Source organism: Bradyrhizobium sp. STM 3561 (assembly GCF_045571455.1).
In the GTDB taxonomy this organism is placed as follows: domain Bacteria; phylum Pseudomonadota; class Alphaproteobacteria; order Rhizobiales; family Xanthobacteraceae; genus Bradyrhizobium; species Bradyrhizobium vignae.
In genome coordinates this window covers 4,548,981-4,573,082 of sequence record NZ_CP120695.1, presented here as the reverse complement: position 1 = coordinate 4,573,082, position 24,102 = coordinate 4,548,981, and the positions used below count along the sequence as shown (strand labels likewise).

At 64.6% G+C, this 24,102-nt stretch carries 18 protein-coding genes and 1 pseudogene; 10 read left to right on the top strand and 9 right to left on the bottom strand.

Annotated elements, in window-relative coordinates:
* Positions 1–674 precede the first annotated feature (674 nt).
* A complete protein-coding gene (locus P6U28_RS21775; protein WP_407123095.1) occupies positions 675–1,364 on the top strand; it encodes a LuxR C-terminal-related transcriptional regulator in 690 nt (229 codons plus the stop codon).
* A gap of 540 nt (positions 1,365–1,904) precedes the next feature.
* Positions 1,905–2,246: pseudogene (locus P6U28_RS21770) on the top strand (hypothetical protein); the annotation flags it as partial.
* A 681-nt stretch (positions 2,247–2,927) separates the two neighbouring features.
* Here the strand turns inward: P6U28_RS21770 and P6U28_RS21765 are convergent.
* On the bottom strand, positions 2,928–3,719 hold the full coding sequence (locus tag P6U28_RS21765) for a Crp/Fnr family transcriptional regulator (protein ID WP_129144535.1): 792 nt from the start codon (positions 3,717–3,719) through the stop codon (positions 2,928–2,930).
* 555 nt (positions 3,720–4,274) lie between these two features.
* Here P6U28_RS21765 and P6U28_RS21760 point away from each other — a divergent pair.
* From P6U28_RS21760 to P6U28_RS21745, 4 genes are all read left to right on the top strand, one after another.
* Positions 4,275–5,132: an SDR family oxidoreductase gene (locus P6U28_RS21760; RefSeq protein WP_407119832.1), complete on the top strand. Its 858-nt coding sequence runs from the start codon at positions 4,275–4,277 to the stop codon at positions 5,130–5,132.
* Between the two features lie 105 nt (positions 5,133–5,237).
* Positions 5,238–5,432, top strand: coding sequence for a hypothetical protein (locus tag P6U28_RS21755; RefSeq protein ID WP_122406527.1), 195 nt, complete (start codon positions 5,238–5,240; stop codon positions 5,430–5,432).
* Positions 5,433–5,558: 126 nt separating this feature from the next.
* Positions 5,559–5,741, top strand: a complete 183-nt coding sequence (locus P6U28_RS21750; protein WP_407123208.1) for a hypothetical protein — start codon at positions 5,559–5,561, stop codon at positions 5,739–5,741.
* 161 nt (positions 5,742–5,902) lie between these two features.
* The gene (locus P6U28_RS21745; protein WP_407119831.1) at positions 5,903–8,224 is read left to right on the top strand and encodes a molybdopterin guanine dinucleotide-containing S/N-oxide reductase; all 2,322 of its coding nucleotides are present in this window, start codon (positions 5,903–5,905) and stop codon (positions 8,222–8,224) included.
* A 52-nt stretch (positions 8,225–8,276) separates the two neighbouring features.
* Here P6U28_RS21745 and P6U28_RS21740 read toward each other — a convergent pair whose 3' ends face one another.
* The 3 genes from P6U28_RS21740 to P6U28_RS21730 form a co-directional block, all read right to left on the bottom strand.
* A complete protein-coding gene (locus tag P6U28_RS21740; RefSeq protein WP_122402148.1) occupies positions 8,277–9,251 on the bottom strand; it encodes a helix-turn-helix domain-containing protein in 975 nt (324 codons plus the stop codon).
* A gap of 289 nt (positions 9,252–9,540) precedes the next feature.
* Positions 9,541–10,248: a hypothetical protein gene (locus P6U28_RS21735; RefSeq protein WP_122402149.1), complete on the bottom strand. Its 708-nt coding sequence runs from the start codon at positions 10,246–10,248 to the stop codon at positions 9,541–9,543.
* 118 nt (positions 10,249–10,366) lie between these two features.
* On the bottom strand, positions 10,367–13,210 hold the full coding sequence (locus P6U28_RS21730) for an ATP-binding protein (protein WP_407119830.1): 2,844 nt from the start codon (positions 13,208–13,210) through the stop codon (positions 10,367–10,369).
* Between the two features lie 326 nt (positions 13,211–13,536).
* On the opposite strand from P6U28_RS21730, the gene P6U28_RS21725 reads away from it, so the two are divergent.
* The 4 genes from P6U28_RS21725 to msrA all read left to right on the top strand — a co-directional run bounded on the left by P6U28_RS21725 (position 13,537) and on the right by msrA (position 16,131).
* Positions 13,537–14,205 carry a sensor histidine kinase gene (locus P6U28_RS21725; RefSeq protein ID WP_129144544.1) on the top strand — a complete coding sequence of 223 codons (669 nt, stop codon included), beginning with the start codon at positions 13,537–13,539 and terminating at the stop codon, positions 14,203–14,205.
* Between the two features lie 34 nt (positions 14,206–14,239).
* Complete coding sequence (locus P6U28_RS21720; RefSeq protein ID WP_407119829.1) at positions 14,240–14,929, top strand: VOC family protein; 690 nt, start codon at positions 14,240–14,242, stop codon at positions 14,927–14,929.
* Between the two features lie 126 nt (positions 14,930–15,055).
* On the top strand, positions 15,056–15,478 hold the full coding sequence (locus tag P6U28_RS21715; protein ID WP_129144529.1) for an OsmC family protein: 423 nt from the start codon (positions 15,056–15,058) through the stop codon (positions 15,476–15,478).
* Positions 15,479–15,615: 137 nt separating this feature from the next.
* Positions 15,616–16,131 carry a peptide-methionine (S)-S-oxide reductase MsrA gene (gene msrA / locus P6U28_RS21710; RefSeq protein ID WP_407119828.1) on the top strand — a complete coding sequence of 172 codons (516 nt, stop codon included), beginning with the start codon at positions 15,616–15,618 and terminating at the stop codon, positions 16,129–16,131.
* A gap of 175 nt (positions 16,132–16,306) precedes the next feature.
* Here the strand turns inward: msrA and P6U28_RS21705 are convergent, their stop codons facing one another.
* The 5 genes from P6U28_RS21705 to P6U28_RS21685 all read right to left on the bottom strand — a co-directional run bounded on the left by P6U28_RS21705 (position 16,307) and on the right by P6U28_RS21685 (position 24,093).
* Positions 16,307–19,150 (bottom strand): ATP-binding protein, encoded by a 2,844-nt coding sequence (locus tag P6U28_RS21705; protein ID WP_407119827.1) that lies wholly within the window; start codon positions 19,148–19,150, stop codon positions 16,307–16,309.
* 256 nt (positions 19,151–19,406) lie between these two features.
* On the bottom strand, positions 19,407–20,567 hold the full coding sequence (locus P6U28_RS21700; protein WP_407119826.1) for an MFS transporter: 1,161 nt from the start codon (positions 20,565–20,567) through the stop codon (positions 19,407–19,409).
* Between the two features lie 745 nt (positions 20,568–21,312).
* Positions 21,313–22,545 carry a Zn-dependent hydrolase gene (locus tag P6U28_RS21695; RefSeq protein WP_122402156.1) on the bottom strand — a complete coding sequence of 411 codons (1,233 nt, stop codon included), beginning with the start codon at positions 22,543–22,545 and terminating at the stop codon, positions 21,313–21,315.
* Positions 22,538–23,323, bottom strand: coding sequence for an ABC transporter ATP-binding protein (locus P6U28_RS21690; RefSeq protein WP_162500180.1), 786 nt, complete (start codon positions 23,321–23,323; stop codon positions 22,538–22,540). The genes P6U28_RS21695 and P6U28_RS21690 overlap by 8 nt, the downstream gene beginning before the upstream one ends.
* Complete coding sequence (locus P6U28_RS21685; RefSeq protein WP_122402158.1) at positions 23,320–24,093, bottom strand: ABC transporter permease; 774 nt, start codon at positions 24,091–24,093, stop codon at positions 23,320–23,322. The genes P6U28_RS21690 and P6U28_RS21685 overlap by 4 nt, the downstream gene beginning before the upstream one ends.
* Positions 24,094–24,102 lie beyond the last annotated feature (9 nt).

Genomic DNA, 24,102 nt, shown 5'->3' with positions numbered 1-24,102 from the left:
CCTGATGAGTTTGACGCAAAACAGCTGAAGAATACATGGGACCACCTACTCATTGCCCACGATGCTCCCCGTAACCGCTCATTGAAGTTGCTGAATTGACGAAGATGCAGCTCCAACTTGGGTGATCGGTCGTCATCGGTGCTACACGGGCTGCGATCAGATTGCAGCCGTTTCCGTGCTTGGTTACGCAGTTTCAGTTGGTGAATAGTATTACTTTTCCCTCCCTTTCAGAGGCGAGGCTGTCGAATGGCCTCGCCTTCGCCGAAACTTCGTCGAATGTTAGATTTGAATCGTGAATGTCCCAATATATCCTTCGTAATAACCGCACCAACGAAGTTAATTGGATGTTGACCATAATAACCAAGGCGGCCAAGCCGTGCCGCCGCTCACATTCTCCGAGAGAATGTGCCGATCGAATCTATCAGGCGTTGCCGAAAAAGACGCTGTTTCCGTCGAGGTTCTGCAGTCTTGAATTCTGTGGAGCACCGCATTCTTACGGTGCTGCGCATATTTGCTGCTCAAGTTAGCGTGGCGCAGCCATCGAACGCTGCCCGGCGGTCCGACACTTGAGACGGTGCGAGTCGGGGCCGAGCGGAGCGGTTATCCTCGCGTTTGAAGGAGATTGCTGGATTAAACGGCTGCACGAGGGGTTGTCAGCAATAGGCAGGGGAAGCATGCGCCGCATCAGAATTGTCATCGCGGATCGACACCCGATCGTCTTGCAAGGGATCAGGAGCGTTCTTGCGACGCAGCGTGATTTTGCGATCGCTGCGTCTTGCAGCGATGCTGCAAGCTGCATTGAGGCAATCCGATTTCTAGTGCCGGATGTCGCGCTAGTCGATGCTGCCCTGCCCGATGTCGGCTGGCAGCAGATTCTCGCTGTTGCAAAGGCTGCAGGCCCAGCTCCCGCGGTGGTCTTCTTCGCCGGTATCGCGGCCGATGGTGAGTTGCAGAGGCTGGCTCTGGACGGCGCCTGCGTCGTCCTCTCGAAGGATTCGGATGCCGAGATGCTGGTCGCAACCCTGCGGAAGGCCGCCCAGGGCCAAGCTGCGGCCTCGCCGAGCAACGGGCAGGCCAACGAGGAGCCCCGCGCCGATGAGAAGCCCCTGACACAACTGACGGACCGGGAGCGGCAGATCATGCGGCTCGTGTCGGAGGGGCTATCGAACAAGGAGATTGGGCGTCGGTTGAATCTTGCCGATGGCACGATCAAGGTCCACCTGCATCATATCTTCCAGAAGCTCGACATCAGCAATCGTACGGTTCTCGCGGCGTTGGCCATTTCGCGAAACGAGCTGCATGCCGCGCCACACGGGCTGGATTCCCCTGATCTGTTGCATCAGGATCCGACCAGCGCGAAATGATGAGAACGTCTGGCGTCTTTCGGAGCGTATGCGGGGCTATTGTGGCGCCAGATGCTCAGCCATGTCGCGGCAGGCCCCTTCAGCCTCGGCTAACGTGCGAAAGGGCGAGCCGCCAATCTTGATTGCGGCCTGGTTTTTGTGGAGCGGACGCCAACTCGCCAGATAGCCGGAGCGTCCGTGAAAGCCTGGACCTGTGGGGCTTTCGAAACTGATCACGAACGAGAACCCTTCGCTGGTCGCGCTCCAGATCTCCATGTCCCGGACGGACCGATGGAATTGTAGTGGCATCGCAACAATCCATTATAGCTGATTTTGCACTCGACCCCGTTAAATGAAAATTAAGCATAATTAAATCGAGAGCGCAACTCGAAACAGCGCGCGAGCGGCAGGAGGGTGCCAGGAAGTCGAGGCGCGAGCAGGGAAAATGCCGGCGTTCTGCCGGGCGGTGCACGTTAAATAACCCTAGGGCGGCAGAGAAAATTTTTGGTTGAATGGCCATTTAATATATGTGTAAATAAAATTTTAAATCGAGGAGAGCGCATCGTGACCCGGGACGGCAACGAAGACGACGATCGGCGGGCTTTCTTGAGAACCTGCGGAAGATTTGCGGCTGTGACCCCCCCAGTGATGACCCTGCTTCTATCCACTTCCCTGACCTCAACGGCCATTGCAGGTTCTGGCGGCCTGCACGGCGTGAAGCAGGACGACAGAGGTCGGTCGTTCTTCGACAACGATCGGTCGTCCGCGGCCGGGCCGGGGAGCTCCAGCGGCGGGTCATCGGGGGGTGGGGGAGCACCTGGCAGTCTCTCTGCAGGATCATCTCGCCCCGGAGGAGCATCCGGCGGCGGCTCCGGCGGTAGCGGCGGGTCTGCTGGTGGCGGAGGCAGTGCCAAAGGGCCTTTCGCAACCGGCGGCGGCGCTGGAATTCCAAGCGCAGATGGTGGGCTCGATTGCGCGGACGAAGAGAATGAGGAGAAGCGCAAGGCCGATTGCCCCGGAGCTAGCACTCGGATTTCGAGCGCAACCGAAACCAGCCGATAGGAGCCTTCCTCGATCCATGCGCAGTCTGTGGGCCGCGGTACCGCTTGGCAAGACCATTCGCTCGACACCTGAACGTCAGCCGAGCGCCCCCTTGATGCACCGCCGCAACGCTTTTGTGGACGCAACATGCCAAATGTTAGTGCGATCGTCCGAGGATTGCATAGTTTTCCCTTCTCTCGAGAGTAGGCGACTTTCTCCCAAAGACCTCGATCAGGAGGCGCGTCATGAATACCCGCGTTCGAGCGGAGAATCCTGCGGCTGTGCTTCAAGAACGTCTCGACGCGCTGGTCACCCAGCTCGTGGAGCTTGAGAAGCTCAGAGAGCGGGTAGATCGACAAGAGAGTCGTCAACGCAAGCTGCGCAAGGCGGGCAGTCGCCAAAGCCGAGTTCGGACCTGCGAGCGGCCGTTCCAGCTTCGCACCGGCAGAGCTCATGCCCGTGCTGCTTGCTTGCCATAAGTCGGGGCTGTCGTAACGAGCACCCAACACGAATGGATGACGAGTTCGCGAAAGCGAACCTGCTCTACGAGCCTGTCCCGGCTATTCGGCTGCCAGCCGAGCGGGAGGCGCTCCGCGGAGGAGCCCCATGAACGAGCCCGACCGCGCCGTGCGAGACGATCCGATCGATTCTGCGGCTCATGACCTTGTAGCACTCGCATGCCACGGCCTCGAGCCGCGGCCGATCAATCTCAAGCTGGCCGCGTCGATTGGATTTCAGCGCTCGTGATGCGCGCATTGTGCTCACGACGTGAGTGACGGTGGTGCGGCGGACGCCGAGCAATTCCGACAATGTTTCCTGGGTCAGCGGGAGGAGATCGCTGCCATTTGCTCGATCGTGAATGTGAAGCAGCCAGCATGCTAGGCGGGCTTCGACGGAATGTAGTGCATTGCAGGCTGCCACGTGCTGAAGTTGCATCAACAACGATCTCGTGAAGACCTGCACCATGGATGCGATTTGGGTGCTGCGATGTTGGGCTGCCAGGAATCGCGCGGGCGAGATCTGCAGCGCGGCCCCGGATATGCGAACGACCGCCGTCGACGGCGAGTGGGATGTGCCAAGCGCTGACGTCAGACCCACAGCCCCCTCACGGCCGATGATCGCCGTGGCGACCGTCTGTCCGTTCGGCAGCTCCATGATACTGGCGATCGCGCCGGTGAGGGGGAAGAGAAGATGCTCGATCCGATCGCCCGATCGGACGAGCACGGAATCGCGTTCGATCACGACTTTCCGCAGATGAGGTGCAAGCAAAGCAAAATCTGCTGGCGGCAACGCTGCTAACAATCGGTTACCAACTCTGGTCGCGTGGTCCATCATGGGATTGGCCCCCCGACGGATGCCCGGCACTCGAACGCATGCCGGTGTCGAGCTGCTCTGCAGAATCACAGCTCAACAGCAAGCCAACTGGCCACCCCAGATATGGTTCCCGTGATCAATGGGTGAGCATGCCGGGCCGCGACAACCGCACGCTGCGGCGGCCTCCGGCTCCCGCTGGCGCGCGGCAGGACCGCCGCGGGCATGGCGACCGATCGCATCAACGTTGTCGCGAGCAGGCCGCGCGAGGGCTGAAGAGCGTCCAGGGACCGCTCTCCGGACAAGCTCTTCGGTCGCGATTACTGAAGCGCAAGGTGCGGACTGCAAACGCGCTCTGATGCGTTTCGGCGGGGTGCCTCTCACATCTCCGCCCGTTGGGATCAGGCGGGCCTTCGCAAGCTCGCCATGGGGAATTGCCGTTTCGGCTGGGAGAAGGACCCGGATGTCCTGAACACGCTGGAGCAGCAGGATTTCCTGAGCGCCAAAGACGTGCAGATGCGTCGTAAGGAACACTTTCGGCGGCGCTCCGTTAGCGCAGCAAATGCCGGGAGGTTCTCCATGATCGACTATCCGAAGCCACCTTATCCTGCGCAGCGGCAACCGATGCCCGGCTCGACGCGGGCGATGCAGCCTCGGCCGGATCATGGCGAGGAGAGCTACAAAGGCGCCGGGCGTTTGGCGGGAAAGAAGGCGATCATCACGGGCGGCGACAGCGGCATCGGCCGCGCAGTGGCGATCGCCTATGCGCGTGAAGGGGCTGATATCGCCATCTCCTATTTGAACGAGGACGAGGATGCGGCCGAGGTCAAGGCGCTGGTGGAGCGGGAGGGACGCAAGGCCGTCCTGATCCCCGGCGATATCGCCAATCCCGAGCACTGCCGCGCCGTCGTGCGTCGCACCGTCGAGGAGCTCGGCGGCATCGACATCCTCGTCAACAACGCGGCCCATCAGGCCACGTTCACGGACATCGCCGATATCAGCGACCAAGAGTGGCAGCGGACGTTCGAGACCAACATCCACGCCATGTTCTATCTGACCAAGGCCGCCGTCCCCCACATGCGGCCGGGAGCTGCGATCATCAACACGGCCTCGGTGAACTCCGACATGCCGAACCCGATCCTGCTGGCGTACGCCACGACCAAGGGAGCCATTCAGAATTTTACGGGTGGGCTCGCCCAGATGTTGGCCGGCAAGGGCATTCGGGTCAACGCAGTCGCCCCCGGTCCGATCTGGACGCCGCTGATCCCCTCGACCATGCCGGAGGAATCCGTCAAGAACTTCGGCAAGCAGGTGCCGATGCACCGCGCCGGCCAGCCGGCCGAGCTGGCGACGGCCTATGTCATGCTGGCCGATCCGCTTTCGAGCTACACCTCGGGGGCAACGCTGCCCGTCACGGGTGGCAAACCGTTCATGTGATCGGGTGTTCCTTATCGGCTGCCGAGGACCGTGGTGGCGCCGCGACGGCAGTGGAACGCGGTGCGGCCGCGGCTGTTCCATTCCCATGCAGATCAGGAGAGCCGAATGAGCAATGGAGTGGATCATCTTGCGGGTCTGCTCGGACGTGCCGCGATGGAGGTATGGGGCGACATGCCTCGCGACATTCAGGAAGCGCTGTTCGAGACCGCCATGAAGGGACGCGCGACGGAGCGTGAGGAGCTCGCGCGGTTGCTGCACGAGCGGCATCCGCGCACGCTGCATCCGGCTCGACCGGGATGACGCAGCCGGCGGGAACGATCGCGCGAGCTCCTGATTGGTGAATCGTCTGCCGGCGCTGCCGAACGGCCCAATGAGGCTGCAGTACGCGCATCGCCCAATCGTGATCAAATTTGTGAGCCGACCGACGTGACTGAGATGAATATCGGAGAATGGTACGACCCGATCTCGGAGCGGTGGATCGTGCCTCGCGAAACACCCATCATCGCTGCGTGTGATCAGTCAAGCGCGGAGAAGGTGCCGGAGACCAACAAGAGGGAAGAGGCGCAGCGGATCTGGGAGCTGCTGGTCGATTGCTGCGCACGCGGATGATTGAGGTGCAGGTCCTTGCGACACTTGATGTCCGGTGGCCCTGAGGCTGGCTTTGCGCGGGGCAGGCAAGCGTTTCCGTCAACGCTGATCTCGACGACGTCCGGAGCGGATCGGTATATTACCCCCCGATTTGCAGGCCGGAGCGGAACAAGGATCAGATGATGGACGATACGATTGGCTTTCCCGACCCCGGTCTCGACCTGTCGGACGGCTTCAGGCCGCACACCTCGCATTGGGGCGTGTTCTCCGCGCGTCAGGGCGCGGCTGGGCTCGAGGTCAGGGCCTATGCGGGTGATCCCGATCCGAACGGCATCATCGACAATTTTCCCGGCGCGCTCCGCCACCAGGCGCGCATCGCCCAGCCGGCGGTTCGCCGCGGCTGGCTCGAGCGCGGGCCAGGCCCCGATGATCGCCGCGGCCGCGACGAGTTCGTCTCCGTCAGCTGGGAGAAGGCGCTCGATCTTCTTGGTGACGAGCTGACCCGCATCCGTGACACGCGCGGGCCGGGTGCTGTGTTCGGCGGCTCCTATGGCTGGTCGAGTGCCGGCCGCTTCCATCACGCCCAGAGCCAGGTGCACCGCTTCCTCAACATCGCGATGGGCGGCTATGTGCGCTCGGTCAACACCTATTCCTCGGGCGCTTCCTCGGTGCTGCTGCCACAGATTCTGGCCGGCTACGAAGACATCACCAAGCGCAACGTCACTTGGGAGCAGATCGCGGCTGAGAGCGAGATCGTGCTGGCGTTCGGCGGCATGGCGCTGAAGAACTCCATGGTGGCCGGCGGCTCGATCAGCAAGCATGTCGAGCGTGGCGCAATGGCAGCCGCGCACCGGCGCGGCTGCGAGTTCATCCTGGTCAGCCCGCTGCGCGATGATCTGCCGGTCGAGGCGGGCGCCGAATGGATGACCTGCGTCCCCGGCACCGATACTGCGTTGATGCTTGGCATCGTCCATACGCTGGTCAGCGAAGGCCTGCACGACCAGGCCTTCCTCGACCGCTACACCGAGGGCTGGCCGGTGTTCCTGCGCTATCTCACCGGCGAGAGCGACGGGCAAGCCAAGCACGCCGAATGGGCCGCAGCAATCTGCGGCGTCGGGGCGGATGTGATCCGCAAGCTGGCGCGGCGCCTTGCCGGAAAGCGCGCGCTCATAACCGTCTCCCATTCGCTTCAGCGCGCCGAGCATGGCGAGCAGCCGGTGTGGATGGGCATGGTGCTCGCGGCGGCGCTCGGCCAGATCGGTCTTCCCGGCGGCGGCTACGCCTATTCGTTGGGGGCGATCGGCTATTACGGACGTCGTGTCAACGACGTGCCGGGCCCGACGCTGGGCCAAGGCCGCAACGGTGTTGCCGATTTCATCCCGGTGGCGCGCATCGCCGACATGCTGCTCAAGCCCGGCAGCACGTATCGCTATAGCGGCGAGACGCGTACCTATCCCGACATTCGTCTGGTCTACTGGGCGGGCGGCAATCCCTTCCATCACCACCAGGACATCAACCGCCTGCGCAAGGCATTCGCGCAGGTGGACACGCTGGTCGTGCACGAGCTCGCCTGGACGGCTACTGCCCGTCACGCCGACATCGTGCTGCCCTCCACGATGACGCTGGAGCGGGAGGACATCGGCTATTCCACCAACGATCCCCTGATGGTCGCGATGCATCAGATTGCCGAGCCATTCGGGCTCGCGCGTGATGATTACGACATCTTCGCCGATCTCGCCGAACGGCTCGGAGCGCGCGAACCGTTCACTGAAGGGCGCACGTCGCGAGAGTGGCTGAAGCATCTCTACGAGCCGACCCGCGCCTCGCTTGCCAAGCGTGGCCTCGAGGCGCCGAGCTTCGACGAGTTCTGGGCGCGCGGCAGCCTGGTCGTGCCGCAACAGGCGGACGATGGCGGCCGGCTGCGACGCTTCCGCGAGGATCCCGTCAATCACGCCCTGCCGACGCCGAGCGGGCGGATCGAGATCTTCTCGGCTAAGATCGCGGCTCACGGCGATGCGGATTGTCCCGGTCATCCGGTCTGGCTGGAGAAGACCGACATGCCCAGGCCGGGGGCCCCGTGCTTCCTCGTCGCCAACCAGCCGGTGACGCGCCTGCACAGCCAGCTCGATTTCGGCGGACATTCGCTTAGCTCGAAGCATCGCGGCCGCGAGGTCGCGCGCATGAATCCGGCTGATGCGAACGCGCGTGGCATCAAGGACGGTGACATCATTCGCCTGTTCAACGAGCGCGGCGCGTGCCTGGCGGCGATCCACGTCACCGACGGCATCGCGCCGGGCGTGGTGCAGCTTCCGACCGGCGCCTGGTACGATCCGATGGATCCCGAAGAGGAGGCGCCGCTCTGCGTTCACGGCAATCCGAACGTGCTTACCCGCGACGTCGGCACCTCATCCCTGGCGCAGGGCTGCACCGGCCAGTTGACGACGGTCGAGGTGGAGAAGTTCACCGGCAATCTGCCGCCGATCCGCGCGTTCGATCCGGTGTAGGGCTTTTCAGCGCAGCCCGGATCGAGCGTGTGGGGCGGCGCTCGCCCCACAGCTACGCGGCTGCGCTGGCGATCCAATCGCGCTCCGGAAGCGCGCGCCGCTTCGGCCGCGCTTCGGCCTCGAGCCGTTCGCCGGCGTTGGCGAGGCGCCAGCGCGCCGGAGATTGACCGCTGATGCGCTTGAAGACGGTGGAAAAATGCGCCTGCGTGCTGAAGCCGACGACAAGCGCGATCTCCGCCAATGGCCGCTCGGTGGTCGCGAGCAGCGCCTTCGCATGCTCGACCCGCTGCGTGAGGAGATATTCGCGCGGACGGTAGCCGGTCGCAGCGCGGAATTGTGCAGCAAAGTGCATCCTGGACAGGCCGGCGACATTGGCGAGCTCGGAGAGGCTGATGCAGCGGTCGAAATGTTCGGCGATGTACTGCTCGACGCGCCGCAGCCGCCATTTCGGCAAGGCATTGACCTTGACGCGCGGCAGCTCGATGCGGGTGAGATGCATCGCCAGGGTCTGGCCGATGCAGCGGGTGAACTGCAGGTCCGCGGCGTCACCATGTTCGATCAGCGCCTTGGCGAGCTCCGCAGCGAGCGGATCGCGCAACAGCACGAGGTCATTCAGTCCGTCGGCATGGGCCGGAAGATGATCCGTGGAGATGTGGACGTGAAGGAAGGCGGACGGCGACTGGAATTGTGCGCCGAGAGGCTGCGACGGCGCCGTGACATACAGCGACCCCGCGGGCATGGTGCCTTCGAAGATGATCCGGCCGTTCCGTGTCAGCTTCGCGCGCGTGGTCTTCAGGGCAATGCCGACGAAATAGCGATCCTCCGGCGTGGTCGTCTCGTGCGACGAGGTGCTCCGCGGATCATCCCATCGCGAGATCGTGATGCCCTCACTCGCCTGCTCCGGCGTGCGGTCGATCCGACGCCATTGGCTCTCCCGGGGAATCGCCTGAGTTGCGCGAATCTCATGATTCCGCGCCGTTACCGGAAAATCAATCCAGGCGTGCGCCGCGTGCAAGTTGCTCGACATCGTTGGTCCTCTCCGGGATTCGCTGCCGTTTGCAGCGACCGGCAAACGCGCAAACCGAATGCTCTCCATGCTGAGAGGATAGACGTGAGCTGGCCAGGACGCCCGTTAGTGGTGATTAGGATCTGTTAGATTTTGTGCGCGTGCATCGGGTGCGGCAACTCGTCGCAGACGCTCTGATTCGAGCAAGCGTCGTTCGTTGCGCGCGAGTGTGCAGCGAGGCCGTCTGCTGGTTCGGTAGTATTGCTAGGCGTTGAGGGGCCGTGGCTGCCGTTTTCGCGGGTCCTCGTCCCTACTCGAAGACGGCGTCGAAGATCTCGACATCCATCAAGACGGGCTTGGCGATCACGCTTCCGTCAGGCTGCAGCGTTTGCGCGCGTCGAAGTGTCGGCACAACGATGCCGCCGAAGCTGTCATGAGCCCAGGAGTGGTGTGCGACCTTGATCCCGAAGAGATCGTGGTCCGTCCGCCGTTGCAGGGCGCTCTCGTCGAAATAGAAGATCTGTTCGGGTGCGAGCGTGATCAGGTCCGAGGGGAATTGCGCCCGCAGCCGCCGCCACGTTTCGGCGCCCTCACGCCAGGGCGGCAGCTCCTCCACCACGACATCGGGATGGGCGAGCAGGAATGGGTTGGTCAGATAGTTCCAGATCGCGACGCCGCAGAAGAAGACGAGGTGGAGTTCGTCCGCAAGCGCGGGCAAGCCGATCTCGGGGAACGCGAGGCTCGGGTTGCGCCAGGTCCGCAGGACTTCGCCGTCCAGGCCCTCGATCGTGATCGCGTCGGGTTGAAAGGAGCCGGAATGTTCGCCTCCGGTGATGCCGGTGAAACGGAGCGACTGCGTGCGGGTCGAGCCTTCCGCGGTTACGTCCTTGAATTCCCGGGCGTGTCCGGCGCTGGAGAACAGCGATCCGCCGACGGACAGGTGGAGCGTAAACCGGTCCAAGCTGTTCCAGCGGGCCAAGCCGCCGCTGGCATCGATTACATCGTCAAGAAGCGCCATATTCCGCCACGTCCACCATGAAGTGCCGCCACCATGGCGGGGCGTATGCGGCTTGGCGTGTTAGAAGTTGTTAGGAGTTGCGAGCGGGCACCTAGGCGGCATCCCGTTGAAGATGCTGTCAATTCAGGGTACCCAGCAGCTCCCTTGCAGCAATCAGATCGCGCGTCTGGAGCCCCTCTTGGTAGCGCGCGACGAGTGGAGCGAGCAGGTCGCGTGCGTCGCCGGCTTTTCCGGCCTGGCGCCAGATGCGGCCAAGGCTGATCGCGCCGCGGAGCTCCCAGCCGACCGCGCTTTGTCGCTGCGACAGATCGAGCGATTGCCGCAGGACGTTCTCGGCCTCCGCGAGATGGCCTGCCCATACGAGGATGTCGCCCTTGACCCTCAGCATCTCCGGCATGTCAAAGGACTCCCCGTGACCGGGAATCTCGGCAATCGCCTCGTTGATGGTCTGCAAGGCCTCATCGGGCTGATTCTGGGAAACGAGACCCTCCGCGAGCGCCGTCGCAAATACGGTCGTCATGATCCGGTGCCGTGTCGCGTATAACGTGGCCCGACTGCGGCGAAGGTGCTCGATGCCCCCGGCAACGTCACCACGGCGCAGCAGGAGCTCGCCCTTCTGGCCGATGCCGATCGCGTGATAGGGGCCGAGGAAGTGCCGCGCCGAATGATCGATCAGCCGCTCGATCAGAAGTTCGGCATTGTCCCAGTCGCCGACCCAGAGAAACACGTGGATCGTCCAGATCAGGGAGATGCCGAGGGTGAGCGGCTGTTCGAGCAGCTCAGCCTCGCGAACCGTGTATTTCGCCGCCTCGATCGCCCGCTCGGGCCGGCCGGTGAGCCAGAGTCCCCGCGCCAGCGCCACCAGCGCGACGATGCGGTCGTCATACCCGAGATGACCGATGTTCAACCGTTGCGAGTCGGGATTGTGCACCATCGCGCTCTCGCAGAACCGAACCGCCTTGTCCTGGTTGCCGATCAAATGATGCGCGACGCCAAGCATCCATTCGACGTTTAGCGTGGCGGCGGGATCGTTCAGCTTTCGCGCGACGCTCTCGCCCTGTTCGCCGGTCCCGAGCGCCCCGTGAAAATCTCCGACCCTGGTCAGATAGATGTGCAATCCGCGCAGCAGCCAGAGCTGCCAGTGCAGGTCCTCGAGTTCCCGGGCCAGCTGGAGACCGCGCGTGAACGCCGACCGGACCGCTTCGGTATTGCCCTGCGTGAACATCAAGGAGACGCCGAGCGCGGCCTGCAAGGTCATCTCCTTCCGGCTGTCCACGGCGCTCGTATCGAGTGACGCCAGCGCTTGCTGGGTCCAGCGGCAGCATTCCATCAGCAAGGTCAATTCCAGGAAGAACTGCGCCGCCGAGGCTGCCAGGTCCGCGCCGACAGTCCGATCGCCGCGCTCCGAAAAGCTGAAGGTCAGCGCGGCCCTGACATTCGGCAAATGGTCGGCATAGGGAAGGAAGCCGCCAGCGCCTTGCATGCCCGTGGATTTGAGCGCGATGTCGTGCAGGAAGTCGCGGAAATATTCGGCGTGGGCGCGCGCGACGCGGTCCGCTTCCCCGTTCTCGACGAGCTTGTCCGCAACGAAAGCGCGGGTGGTATCGAGCAGGCGATAGCGCAGCCGCCGCTCCGCCGGCGAGGTCGCAATCAGGGATTTGGAGAGCAGGTTCGAGATCGCCTCGACCGCTTCGGGCGCGCTGATTCCCTGGCTGGACGCGACGGCCAACGCGGCCTCCAGCGTGAATGGCCCGACGAACACCGACAAGCCGCGCAGCGTCGCGCTTTCGGCCGGCGGCAGCAGGTCGTAACTCCAGGCCAGCGCCGCGCTCAAGGTCTGGTGCCGCGGAATCGCGGTGCGCCGCCCCCGCCACAGCAGCGAGAAACGGCTGTCCAGCAGCGAGGCGGTCCCGGCAATGCCATAGGCGTTGACGCGTCCGGCCGCGAGTTCGATCGCGAGCGCAATGCCATCCAGCCGCCGGCAGATCTCGGCGACGAGCGGGGCATCCTCTTCGCGAAGCTCGAATTCGCTCAAAGTTTCGGCAATGCGTTCAACGAAGAGCCGGCTTGCCGGATAGGCAAGGATGTCGGCGATGCCGAGGCCTTCGCGCTCCGGTGGGCAGTCCAGCGGAAACAGCCGATGGACGCGCTCACCTTCGGCGCGAAAGGATTCGCGGCTGGTGGCCAAAATATGCAGTTGCGGCGCCTCGCGGACGAGGCGCTCGGCCAGAGGAGCGAGTTCGTCGAGCATGTGCTCGCAGCTGTCGAACACCAGCAGCATGCGCCGGCTGCGCAGGACCGTCAGCAGGCCTGGTATCGGGTCCTCGGAATTGACGGTCTGGCCCAGCGCGGCTGCAATCGTTCCGGGGACGAGCCGGGCATCGGTCAGCGCGCCGAAATCGACGAAACACACCTGGCCGTCGAACGCCGCGAGCTCGCCCTGCGCGACGGCGAGCGCGACCGACGTCTTTCCGATCCCGCCGGGGCCGACGATCGTGACGAAGCGATGTTCGGCAAGTTCAGTGGAAATCCTCTCGACCGCACCGTCCCGGCCGATCATCTTCGCGAGCGGCAAAGGCAGGGAGGGTGGCGAAGCGGCGGGCGGGCTGCTCCGGCTCTCCGATGCGGCAGGCTGGAGCAGCGGAGCCGCGAAACAATAGCCGCGTCCCGGGACGTTGACGACGTAGCGGGAGCCTTCGCCGGCATCGCCCAAAGCCTTGCGCAGCGCCGTGATGTGGAAGCGCAGGCTGCCTTCGTCGACGTTCACGTCGGCCCAGATGCGCTTGATCAGCTCCCGCTTGTCAACGACCTCCCCGGCGCGCTCGGCGAGAAAAATCAGGATGTCGAGCGCACGGCCGCCGAGGTGAAGCGGGGCGCCGTCCTTCTCGAGCAGTCGCGATCTCGCGAACAAGCGGAACGGCCCGAAGGCAATGACCGAATCCTGCTCGCTAGTGTCCGGCACGGGCCAATGATTCCAGTGAACGAGCTGAAGTCTGCAGTTTGATTTACCAGATCAAGACCTTCAGTAAACTGGCCGAAAGTGGCGAAATCGCGTGGCGACGCCCGCGCGCGCCGGCAAGCCCGCCGCAAATTTGGTTTAAACGCGAGCGGTCTACAGGCGACCGCGACAATCCGTCAGCGTGCCTGACCGTCGAGGCGCGGGTCGTCCGCCGCGAGATTGCGGATGCTGCCGATCATAACAGAATCTCGCAACGTCTAACGGGCAAAACGCGCGCGCCGCATCCAGTATGGCCTTCGAGTTCAATCTATTCCAACGGGGAGGCTATGATGTCCGGTATCGGCGCTCGGCCGAACGACCATGTGGCTCGACTTCAGTTCGTTGCCAGTATCGATGATCAGTCGCATGATTGGGAGCTCGTGCTGCGGGAGTCCCACCACCGCATGAAGAACACGCTGACGATGCTGGGTGCGTCGGTCCGCCGCGACTTCACGTGCGCGGCTACACGGGACATGTCGCTGGCGGTGGACCGGCTCGAGCGGCGCATCGTCGCCTTCGGCAGGCTCTATCAGCTCCTGTCGGACAGCCACGATCCATCGGCGGTCGCCGTGGAGCCGTTCTTCGAAAATCTATGCGGGGCCCTCTCCGAAGCGGTGCTGGAGCCGGCAGGGATTCGCTGTGAAGCCGCGATCGAGAGCGGCAGGCTGCCGGCTGCGCAATGTCATCGCCTCGCGCTGATGCTGACGGAGCTGGTCACGAACGCGGCAAAGCACGCCTTCCCCAACAAGAGCGGTGCGCTGATCCGCATCGAATTGACGAGCCGCGACGGCGCCTGGATCTGCACGGTCGCGGACAACGGCGTTGGTGCAACCGGTCCGCTTCAGGGCACCGGCAGCCGTATCCTCGAAGGGATCGCACGCAGCATCGATGCGCGGTTGCACGGCGAGGTGGGCCAGGGCGGCACGCGCGTGACCATCGTGATGCCGGCCATTGCATGAAGGACAGCCTCAACTCACACCACGGGAGTTCGCCATGACGACAATCGAAACCGAACGCGAAACCGGAATAGGGCCCTCGGCATCGGGCAGCATCGATATGAAGCTCGAGGTTGTCGTGATCCCCGTATCCGACGTCGATCGTGCCAAGGCGTTCTACGCGCGCCTCGGCTGGCGGCTGGACGCCGATTTCGCCTCGGGCGACGACTGGCGCGTGATCCAGTTCACGCCGCCCGGCTCGGCCTGCTCGGTGATCTTCGGCAGGAACGTGACCGCCGCAGCGCCCGGCTCGGCGCGAGGCCTGTACCTGATCGTCTCCGATCTGGAAGCGGCCCGGCAGGACCTGCTCGACCGCAGCATCGAGGTCAGCGCGCCATTCCACGGTGCCGGCGACCTTCATGCCGGCCCCGACGAGCCGTATCTGTTCGGCAGCGTTCGGGCCGGCGGTATCGACCCGAAACGCGGCAGCTACAGCTCATTCGCATCGTTCAGCGACCCCGACGGCAATGGTTGGCTGTTCCAGGAGGTCACGACCCGGCTGCCCGGGCGCATCGCCGGCGACGGCGCGACATTCGCGTCGGCGACCGATCTGGCGGCGGCGCTGCGCCGTGCCGCGATCGCGCATGGCGAGCACGAGACGCGGACCGGCGGACACGACGAGAACTGGCCGGATTGGTACGCCGACTATATCGTCCGCGAGCAGGCCGGCCAGGAGCTGCCAACTTGACGCAGCTGCATCCCTGGCCCACGCCGCGCGACGATATGGTCGTCGCGCGCCGGCGACAGGCGGTCACGCCGATGCCGCCTTCCACCGGTACGGTGGGCCGGTGCTGAATTCAAAAGGAGAATTGAGATGATCCGCAAGGCAACGGCAGTCTGGAAAGGCACCGGTCGCGATGGGACCGGTCATCTCTCGAGCGAATCCGGCGTGCTCGCGCAGACGCCCTATTCGTTCAAGACGCGCTTCGAGAACGAGAAGGGGACCAATCCCGAGGAGTTGATCGCGGCGGCGCACGCCGGCTGCTTCACCATGGCGTTGGCCTTCGGCCTTCAGATGGCAGGATTCACGCCGGATGAGCTCTCGACGGAAGCAGCCGTCACGCTCGAGCCCGAAGGCAAGGGATTCAAGATCAGCAAATCCGCGCTGACCCTGCGGGCGAAAGTGCCGAATCTCGACGACGCCGGCTTCGCCCGCTTCGCCGGCGAGGCCGAGAAGAACTGTCCGGTTTCGAAGGTACTCAACGCCGCGATCACACTCGACGCCAAGCTGATTTAGAGGTGATCGCTTTGGGTCCATCCGCTCACAGGAACCGGATGGACGCACGTGCAATGCGTGGCTTTCGGCCGGGCAGCCGAAAGCCTATATGATGCGATGGCTGCAGAATGGGCAGAACGATCATTGGGAGCGGACAGATGACGACAGAACGCGCAGTTTTGGCCGGAGGCTGCTTCTGGGGCATGCAGGATCTCATCCGCAAGCAGCCGGGCGTGATCTCCACCCGCGTCGGCTACACCGGTGGACACGTCAAGAACGCCACCTACCGCAATCACGAAGGCCATGCCGAAGCGATCGAGATCATCTTCAATCCGGCGAAGACCAGCTTCCGGACCATGCTGGAGTTCTTCTTCCAGATCCACGACCCGACCACGCTCAATCGCCAGGGCAATGATATCGGCACGAGCTACCGTTCGGCGATCTTCTACACGAGCGAGGAGCAGAAACGGATTGCCGAAGACACCATCGCCGACGTCGAGGCGTCCGGCCTGTGGCCGGGCAAGGTGGTCACCGAGGTCGCGCCTGCGGGCGAGTTCTGGGAAGCCGAGCCCGAGCATCAGGATTATCTCGAGCGCTATCCCGACGGCTACACCTGCCACTTCATCCGGCCCGGCTGGAAGCTGCCGCGGCGCGCGGCAGCGGTGGGCGGGTAGAGCATGATGAAATTGATTCGCCGGGCTGTGCGTGGCTCACTCCCCGAGGGGCTCACCCGGATCGCGTCTTCGACGCGCTCAGACCTCTCCCCATGGGAGAGGTGAACCGAGCCCCGAGCGCGCACTCATTCAACCAAACTCATCCCGCTCCAGATCGCGCGGTCTGCGCGCGGCGTCAGGTGCGCAGTTGCGCCATCAGTTCGTGTGCAGTGCGCATATCCGCGATCTCTGCGCCCTCCCTGAACGACCCCGAGACATTCTCCAGAACGGTCAGAGCGTCCGTGTTCTGGCCGGCCCCCACCTTGAGCCGCGCGAGGCTGATCGCGCAGCGCAACTCCCAGAAGCGCGCGCCCTGCTGGCCGGCAATCTCCATGGCCTCGCGAAAGCGTGCCTCGGCGTCCTCGCAATGCCGCGCGCTCCTGAGCATCAACTCTCCCTTGATGCGGGTCAGCTCCGGCAGATACCAGAGCTCCTGGCGATCGTGGCAGCGGGTCAGGACGTCCTCGATCACGTCGAGGCCGCGGTCGACCTGGTCGGCCTCGCCAAAGCAGGCCGCAAGCTCGCCGAGGAGCGGAAGAAAGCGCGGCAGGTAGCGCGCATCGCCGGCACGATTGAGTTCTTCGCGCAGCAGCGGCAGGCCGGTCGCGACGTCGCCGCGCCTGGCGATGACCGCCGCATTGAAGGCGCGTGCCCACAGTCCCCACAGTCGGATCGCGTGCCGCTCGGTGTGCTCGAGCAGCTCGCTGCCGTGGCGTTCCGCGGTGTCGAGATCGCCGGCCCAGAAGGCGATCGGGCAGGCAGCCTGCCCCAGCACGCTGCAGAAGGTCAGGGCGTGGCCGTTGGCCCGGCCCTCCTCGATGTTTCTTGCCGCCAGCGCCTGGGCCTGGTCGGCGAGACCCTGCAGCCACAGGATGCGCGCGCGGAAATATTGCGTGGAGATCCTGAGATCGAGCGGGAAGATCTTCGGCCTCCCCACCAGCACGTGCAGCGATGCGTTGACCCGGTCGATGCGCCGCCGGGCGTCGTTCTGGTTGCCGAGATAGTGCAGCGCGACGGCCATCAGCCGGTCGCCCAGCATGAGGTCGGTCTTATCAGGGGAGTTCGCCGCCGCGCTCGCAAAACGATCGGCGAATGCGCGGGCCTTGCCGAATTGCCCGTTGTTGAACTGGTCGATGCACAGGCCCCACAGCGCGCGCAGCCGGAAATCCTTGTCGTCGAGCCTGTCGGCAAGCTCGAGCGTCGTCTCCAGGATCGGGCGCGCCTCGCGCGCGCGGCCCTCGCCATACATCAGTGACCAGCCGAGCGCCGACAGCAGCTGCATGCGGATGCGATCGTCGCCTTCGGTGTCTCCGAGCGCTGCAAGCGCCGTTCTGGTGCGTTCGCGGCATTCGGCGAACAACGAGAGGCGCACCCACAGCGTGACCGCGGCCGCCGTGAGCGCGATGCCGAGCCTTGTATCGCCGTCGGGTGCGAAGGCCCAATCCAGCGCCGCGCGCACATTATCCAGCTCGCCCGCATAGATGCTCAGCCATTCGGGCAGCGGTGTCGATGTATCGGCCTCCGCCTGCTCGAAAAAATCTCGAAAATGCTCGGCATGGCGCCGCGCGAACTGCCTGAGTTCACCGAGCTCGTTCAGCTTCCCGAGCGCGTAGGTGCGCGTGGTGTCGAGCAGGCGATAGCGCAGCGTCCGCGAACCGGATGGCGAGATCAGCGATTTGCTGACCAGGCTGTCGATCGCCTCCAACGTCTCCGAGGTGCTGAGACCCTCGCCGGATGCCACAGCGGCGGCCGCCTCCGGCGCGAATGGACCTGCGAACACCGACAGTCGCCGCAAGGTGGCGCTTTCCGCAGGAGGCAGGAGATCGTAGCTCCAGTCCAGAGCCGCGGCGAGCGTCTGGTGCCGCGGCACGGCCGTGCGCCGCCCCCGCCATTGCAACGAAAAGCGGCTGTCGAGCAGGGAGGCCGTGCCGGCGATGCCGTATGCATTGACACGGCCCGCCGCGAGCTCGATCGCCAGCGCAATGCCGTCGAGGCGCCGGCAGATGCTCGCGACCAGCGGCGCTTCTTCAGCGCTGAGCTGGAACGGACCCGAGCTCTGCGCGATGCGCTCGACGAACAGCTGAGCTGCGGGGTAGGCGAGGACCTCGGCGACATCGAGGCCCTCGCGCTCCGGCGGACAATCCAGCGGAAACAGCCGAAAGATCCGCTCGCCCTCGCTGCGGAACGACTCGCGGCTGGTCGCGAGAACGCGAAGCTGCGGCGCTTCGCGAACGATGCGCTCGACGAGCGGAGCCAGCGCGTCCAGCACATGCTCGCAGCTGTCGAAGATCAGCAGGGCCGGTCCGCTCCTCAGAAATGTCAGAATGGCCGGCGTCGGATCCTCCGCGCTGACGGTCAGTCCGAGGACCGAGGCGATGGTGGTCGTGACGTGACCGGCATCCCGCAGCGGACCGAAGTCGACGAAGAAGATGCGCCCGCCGAAATCCGCGGAGCGGCGATGCCCGACCGTGACGGCGACGGCCGTCTTGCCGATGCCGCCCGGGCCGACCACCGTCATGAAGCGATGCAGCGTCAATCCGGTCGAAATCTTCTCGATGACCTCCTCTCGTCCGATCATCTTTGCGAGCTGAGCAGGCAGCGAGCGAGGCGTGACGATTTCGGCTGAGGTTGAGGGGACCGGCGGAGCCGCTTGAGCGAACGGCGCGACAAAGCAATAGCCGCGGCCGGGGACATTGAGAACATAACGGGCCGATTTGCCGGTATCGCCGAGCGCCTTGCGCAGCGCTGCGACGTGGAAGCGTAGACTGCCCTCGTCGACATTTACGTCGGCCCAGATACGCTTGACCAGCTCCCTCTTGTCGATGACCTCACCGGGGCGCTCGGCAAGCAAGATCAGAATATCGAGCGCGCGGCCGCCGATATGAAGCGGCGCCCCCTCCTTCTCCAGGAGCCGGGACTTTGGAAACAGCCGAAATGGCCCGAATGAAATCTGCGAGTCGTGATTACTTTGAGCTGGCACGTGCCATTGCCCCCTCGACGGGAGTCAAAAGGTATGTCGTTGTGGTCTAGCAGAACGACGCGTCCAGTAAACTGGCCGAAAGCCGCATGGCAGACAGACCGGCGCAGATGGATTGGGCTTGCTTCGGCCTGCCAAAATAGTGCCTGTGAAAGAAGGGTTTGGGTCGGCATGCCAGGACGGCGGCCTCCACTCGCGCGCCCGCATGGGACCATTGCGGCTCCTCGCCCTTCCGTCCGTAAATTCGCCGCAAGGCTGCTCACGCATCGACGTGCGATGTCTGGCGCTGCTTCGCCGTGACGATCCACGCCGACAGTGTGACGAGACCCATCAATGCGGCCAGCAGCCAAAACGCCATCGGCAATCCGCCAAGATGTGCGACGAAGCCTACGCCGGCAGGGCCGATCAGGACCCCTGCGTAGCCCGCGGTCGTGATCGCCGCGACCGCAAGCCCGGTGGGCATCACCGTTTGCCGTGCCGCCCGCCGAAACAGCACCGGCACGAGATTTGACGCGCCGAGCCCGATCAGCAGGAATCCGCCGATGGCGATCGCTGCAATGGGCGCTGTGAGCAGGACCACGAAACCCGCGATCGCTATCAGGCTGCCCCAGAGCAATGTCGCGCGATCCCCGATACACGCAACGATCGCGTCGCCGCCGAGCCGGCCTATCGTCATCGCGATCGAGAATACGATGTAGCCGGCTCCGCCTTGCGCCTCGGTGACGAGACCGGCGCCGATCACGAGCAGCGCGCCCCAATCGAGCATTGCGCCTTCGACCAGGAAGGTGATGGCGCCGAGCAGTGCAAGCAGCAGCACCGATCCGTGCGGTAGCACGAACAGTGGACCCTCCTGCACCTGCACCGAGCGAAGCAGGCGCGGCCAGGTCACGAGCATCGCGATCAGCATCAGCATGGAGCAAATCAGCGTGCAGGCGAGGGCACCGAGCTGCAACGAGAGCAGCGCCGTCATCAGCGCGGATCCGGCGAAGCCGCCGATGCTGAACAGGGCGTGGAAGCCGGACATCAGCGGGCGTGCCGCGGCGCGCTCCACTTCCACGGCGTGAATGTTCATGGCGACGTCGATCGAGCCGAGCGCGGCGCCGAACGCAAGGAGCGCCAGCGCCAGCGATAGGGGCGAGCTTGCGATCGCGAGCAGCGGCAGGACCAGCGTGAGACCGAGCCCGCCTGCGATGATGATCGGCCTGCTGCCATAGCGCGCGCTGAGAACGCCGGTCAGCAGCATCGCGACGACCGAGCCGATCCCGAGGCTGAGCAGGAGCAGCCCGAGGACTCCGTCGTCGACGGCGAGCCGCGCTTTCGCGAACGGCACCAGCGGCGCCCAGCACGCGATGCCGAAGCCCGCAACGAGGAAGGCAAGCCGGGTCGCAAGGCGGGTCGCCGGCCGGTCGGCAGAAGACATGAGTACTCCGGGGAAGCAGGGGAGGGGCGGGTGCGGCCGATGAACCCTCGGATTGCCGCGACTTTATGTCGGCAGCGCGCTCATATTGTCGCAGATCGCCTCAGGCGCGGGCAGCTCGTCGCGATTGCAGCAAGCTCCCGTAGCGCGGGTGAGCGTAGCGAGACCCGGGACGGCACCAGCAAAGATCCCGGATGTTGCTTCCGCCTCTCGCTCTTCGAGCTACGGCGGTCAAGTCGCTGACCCGCGGGACCGGGGTGTGTCGCCCGGCTGTCAACCCACCGGCGCGAAAATATTCCACATTACCGAAATTCGGATTTGTCGTATGTATCGCGCATCCCGGCTCATTCTCGAGGGGCGATCATGAGGTCGTCATTGTCGCGAGCCGGGCTTGCGGTGGACGCAGCAGCGTCGGGCGCGAACAGCCAGGGGCAGGGCGGATTGCTCTCCGTGAGCCCTAAGGCATCGTGCGGACGAACGGCGCTGTCAGGTTCGTCTCGTCATACTTCGATGGCAACGTGCACAACGCCATCGGACCCTGTGGCGAACAAGCGAACCGCGCGTACAGCAAAACCGTGTGGTCCTGGCCGTCGTTGCTACGATCAAGCCGGGGCCCATATCGTCGCGCCGTGCCGCCCTGGGTCCCGGCTCTGCGCCGCAACACTTCGCGCGTTGCAGCCTGTCCGGGACACGGATGCGCTTGTGCCGCGTGCGATCGACCGCCACGGGTCGGCAGCCGCATCCAGCGCTAACCTCCGAGGATGCGGCGGCAAGCGTCGACGAACACCTCTGCGCCGGTGACGATATCGGCATCCGCCGTGTTCTCGGTCCAGTGATGGCTGATGCCGCCGATCGAGGGCACGAACAGCATGCCTGCGGGCATGACGGTCGCCAGCATCTGCGCATCGTGCCCGGCGCCGCTGGGCATGCGGATCGAGCGGCCGCCGGCGAAGGCTTTGCTCGCGGCTTCGATCGCATCCTGAAAGCCCGCGCTCATCCTCGCGGGTGCGCCGGTGCGCAGCTTCGTGACGGTGACGGTGCAGGGGCCTTTGGCGCTGACCTCCTCCGCCATGGCCCGCAACAATTGCTCCAGCCGCGCGATCACGGCCGGATCGTCGTCGCGGATCTGGAACAGCATCTCTGCGCCACCGGGGATGATGCTCGGCGCGCCCGGATCGAGTGTGATGCGCCCGGTGGTCCAGACCGTGCGCGGGCCGCAGGCAGCCGGAAAGCGCTCGTCGATGGCGACGCAGAACTTCGCCAGCGCAAGGCCGGCATCCTTCCGTACCGCCATGCGCGTGGTGCCGGCGTGGTTCTGCTCGCCGGTAAAATTGATCTGGTACTGCCAGATGCCGACGATGGAGGTCACGACGCCGATCGCGAGGCGGCTGCTTTCGAGCGTGTCGCCCTGCTCGATATGCGCTTCCAGATATCCGACGTGGCGCCCCGGCTCGGCGGTGAGGCGCGGGCGCCCGGCGAGGCCCATTTCGGCGAGTGCATCGCGCATGGTGCGGCCGCTGGTGCGGTCGCGTGCGGCATCGATGTCGGCCTCGGTCACCTGCCCGACATAGGAGCGCGAGCCAAGGAAATGACCGAAATGTCCCTCCTCGTCGCACCAGGCCGCGACTTCGACCGCGCCTTTCACGGAAGGATCGGCATTGAGAACCCGCGCGGCTTCGAGCGCGTAGACGACGCCGAGCGGGCCATCGAGCCAGCCGGCGTAGTTCTGGCTTTCCAGATGCGATCCCGCCAGCAGCTTCGGCCCGGGCTTCGCGCTGGTGCCGAACACGTTGCCGATGCCATCGATTGTGGCGGAGAGACCCGCCTCGGGCAGCTTGCGCATCAGCCAGTCGAGCGACTGTTTGTGCGGCTCGGAGAAGGTCGGCTTGTGCACGCCGGTCTTATGGGCGCCGATGGCGCGCAGCGCATTGAGATCGGCAAGGACGCGATTGCCGTCGGCGCGGAGCTGAGTGTCAGGCATGTTCGGCAACCTTCAGCGCCTCGGTGCGGATCTCCTCGACCAGCCGTTCCTTCAGCTGGACGAATTCCGGCGTGGTCTTGATCTTGTAGGAGCGCGGATGCGGCAGGTCCACATTGATTTCGGCCTTGATGCGGCCAGGGCGTGCGCTCATGACGATGACGCGGCTGCCGAGGAAGATGGCTTCCTCGATATCGTGGGTCACGAACAGCACGGTCTTCTGGTCGCGCTCCCAAATGCCGAGCAGCATTTCCTGCATCAAGGCGCGGGTCTGGTTGTCGAGCGCGCCGAACGGCTCGTCCAGCAGCAGGATCTTCGGATCATTGGCGAGCGCACGCGCAATCGCCGTGCGCTGCTGCATGCCGCCGGAGAGCTGCTTCGGCCAGTGGTTCTCGAAGCCCGACAATCCGACCTGGCGGATGAAGGCATCGGCGATCTTGTTTCGCGCCGCCTCGGCCACGCCGCGCTCGCGCAGGCCAAAGGCGATGTTCTCGCGCACCGTCAACCAGGGGAACAGCGTGTAGGATTGGAACACCATGCCGCGATCGGCGCCGGGCCCGGTCACCTCGCGCCCGTCGAGCGTGACGCGGCCGCTGGTCGGGCGATCGAGGCCCGCAACGATGCGCAGCAGCGTGGACTTGCCGCAGCCGGAGGGACCGAGGATGGTGACGAAGTCGTTGTTGCCGATGGTGAGGTCGGTCGGCTCCAGCGCCCTGGTCGGCGCGTTGCCGTGGCGCGCGGGGAATGTGCGCGAAACCTGTTCGATCCTGAGCGTCGTCATGCGAGCTTCCACGGAAACAGCCAGGCGTTGAACGCCTTGAACAGGAAATCCGAGATCAGTCCGATCAATCCGATCACGATGATGCCGAAGATGATCTGGCCGGTGTTGAGCAACGCCTGGCTGTCGGTGATCATATGACCGATGCCCGAGGACGAGCCGATCAGTTCGGCGACGATGACGTAGGTCCAGGCCCAGCCCAGCACCAGCCGCAGGATCTCTGCGATCTCCGGCGCCGAGGAGGGCAGCAGCACGCGGCGGATGATGCCGCGGTCGCTGGCGCCCAGCGTGTAGGCGGCCTCGACCAGATCGCGTCGTGTGGCACCAACGGTCACCGCGACCATCAGGATGACCTGGAATACCGAGCCGATGAAGATGACGAGCAGCTTTTGCAACTCCCCGATGCCGGCCCACAGGATCAGGAGCGGAATGAAGGCGGACGCGGGCAAATAGCGCGCAAAAGACACGAATGGCTCGAGGAATGCTTCCACCGGCTTGTAGGCGCCCATCAGCACGCCGAGTGGCACCGCGATGATCGCCGCGAGCACAAAGCCGCCGACGACGCGCCAGATCGTCATGCCGATATCGAGCACGAAGCCCTGCTTCGTCAGCAGCTCAAAACCTTCCTGCACCATGGTCAGCGGGTTGGCGAGAAAGGTCTTCGACACATGGCCGCCGAACGTCGCCCAGGACCAGAGGGCAACGAACAGCACGAAGAACGCAAGGCCATAGGCCGCGCGCTGCCTCGATGTCACGGGATCCAGAGGACGCATCAAACCGTA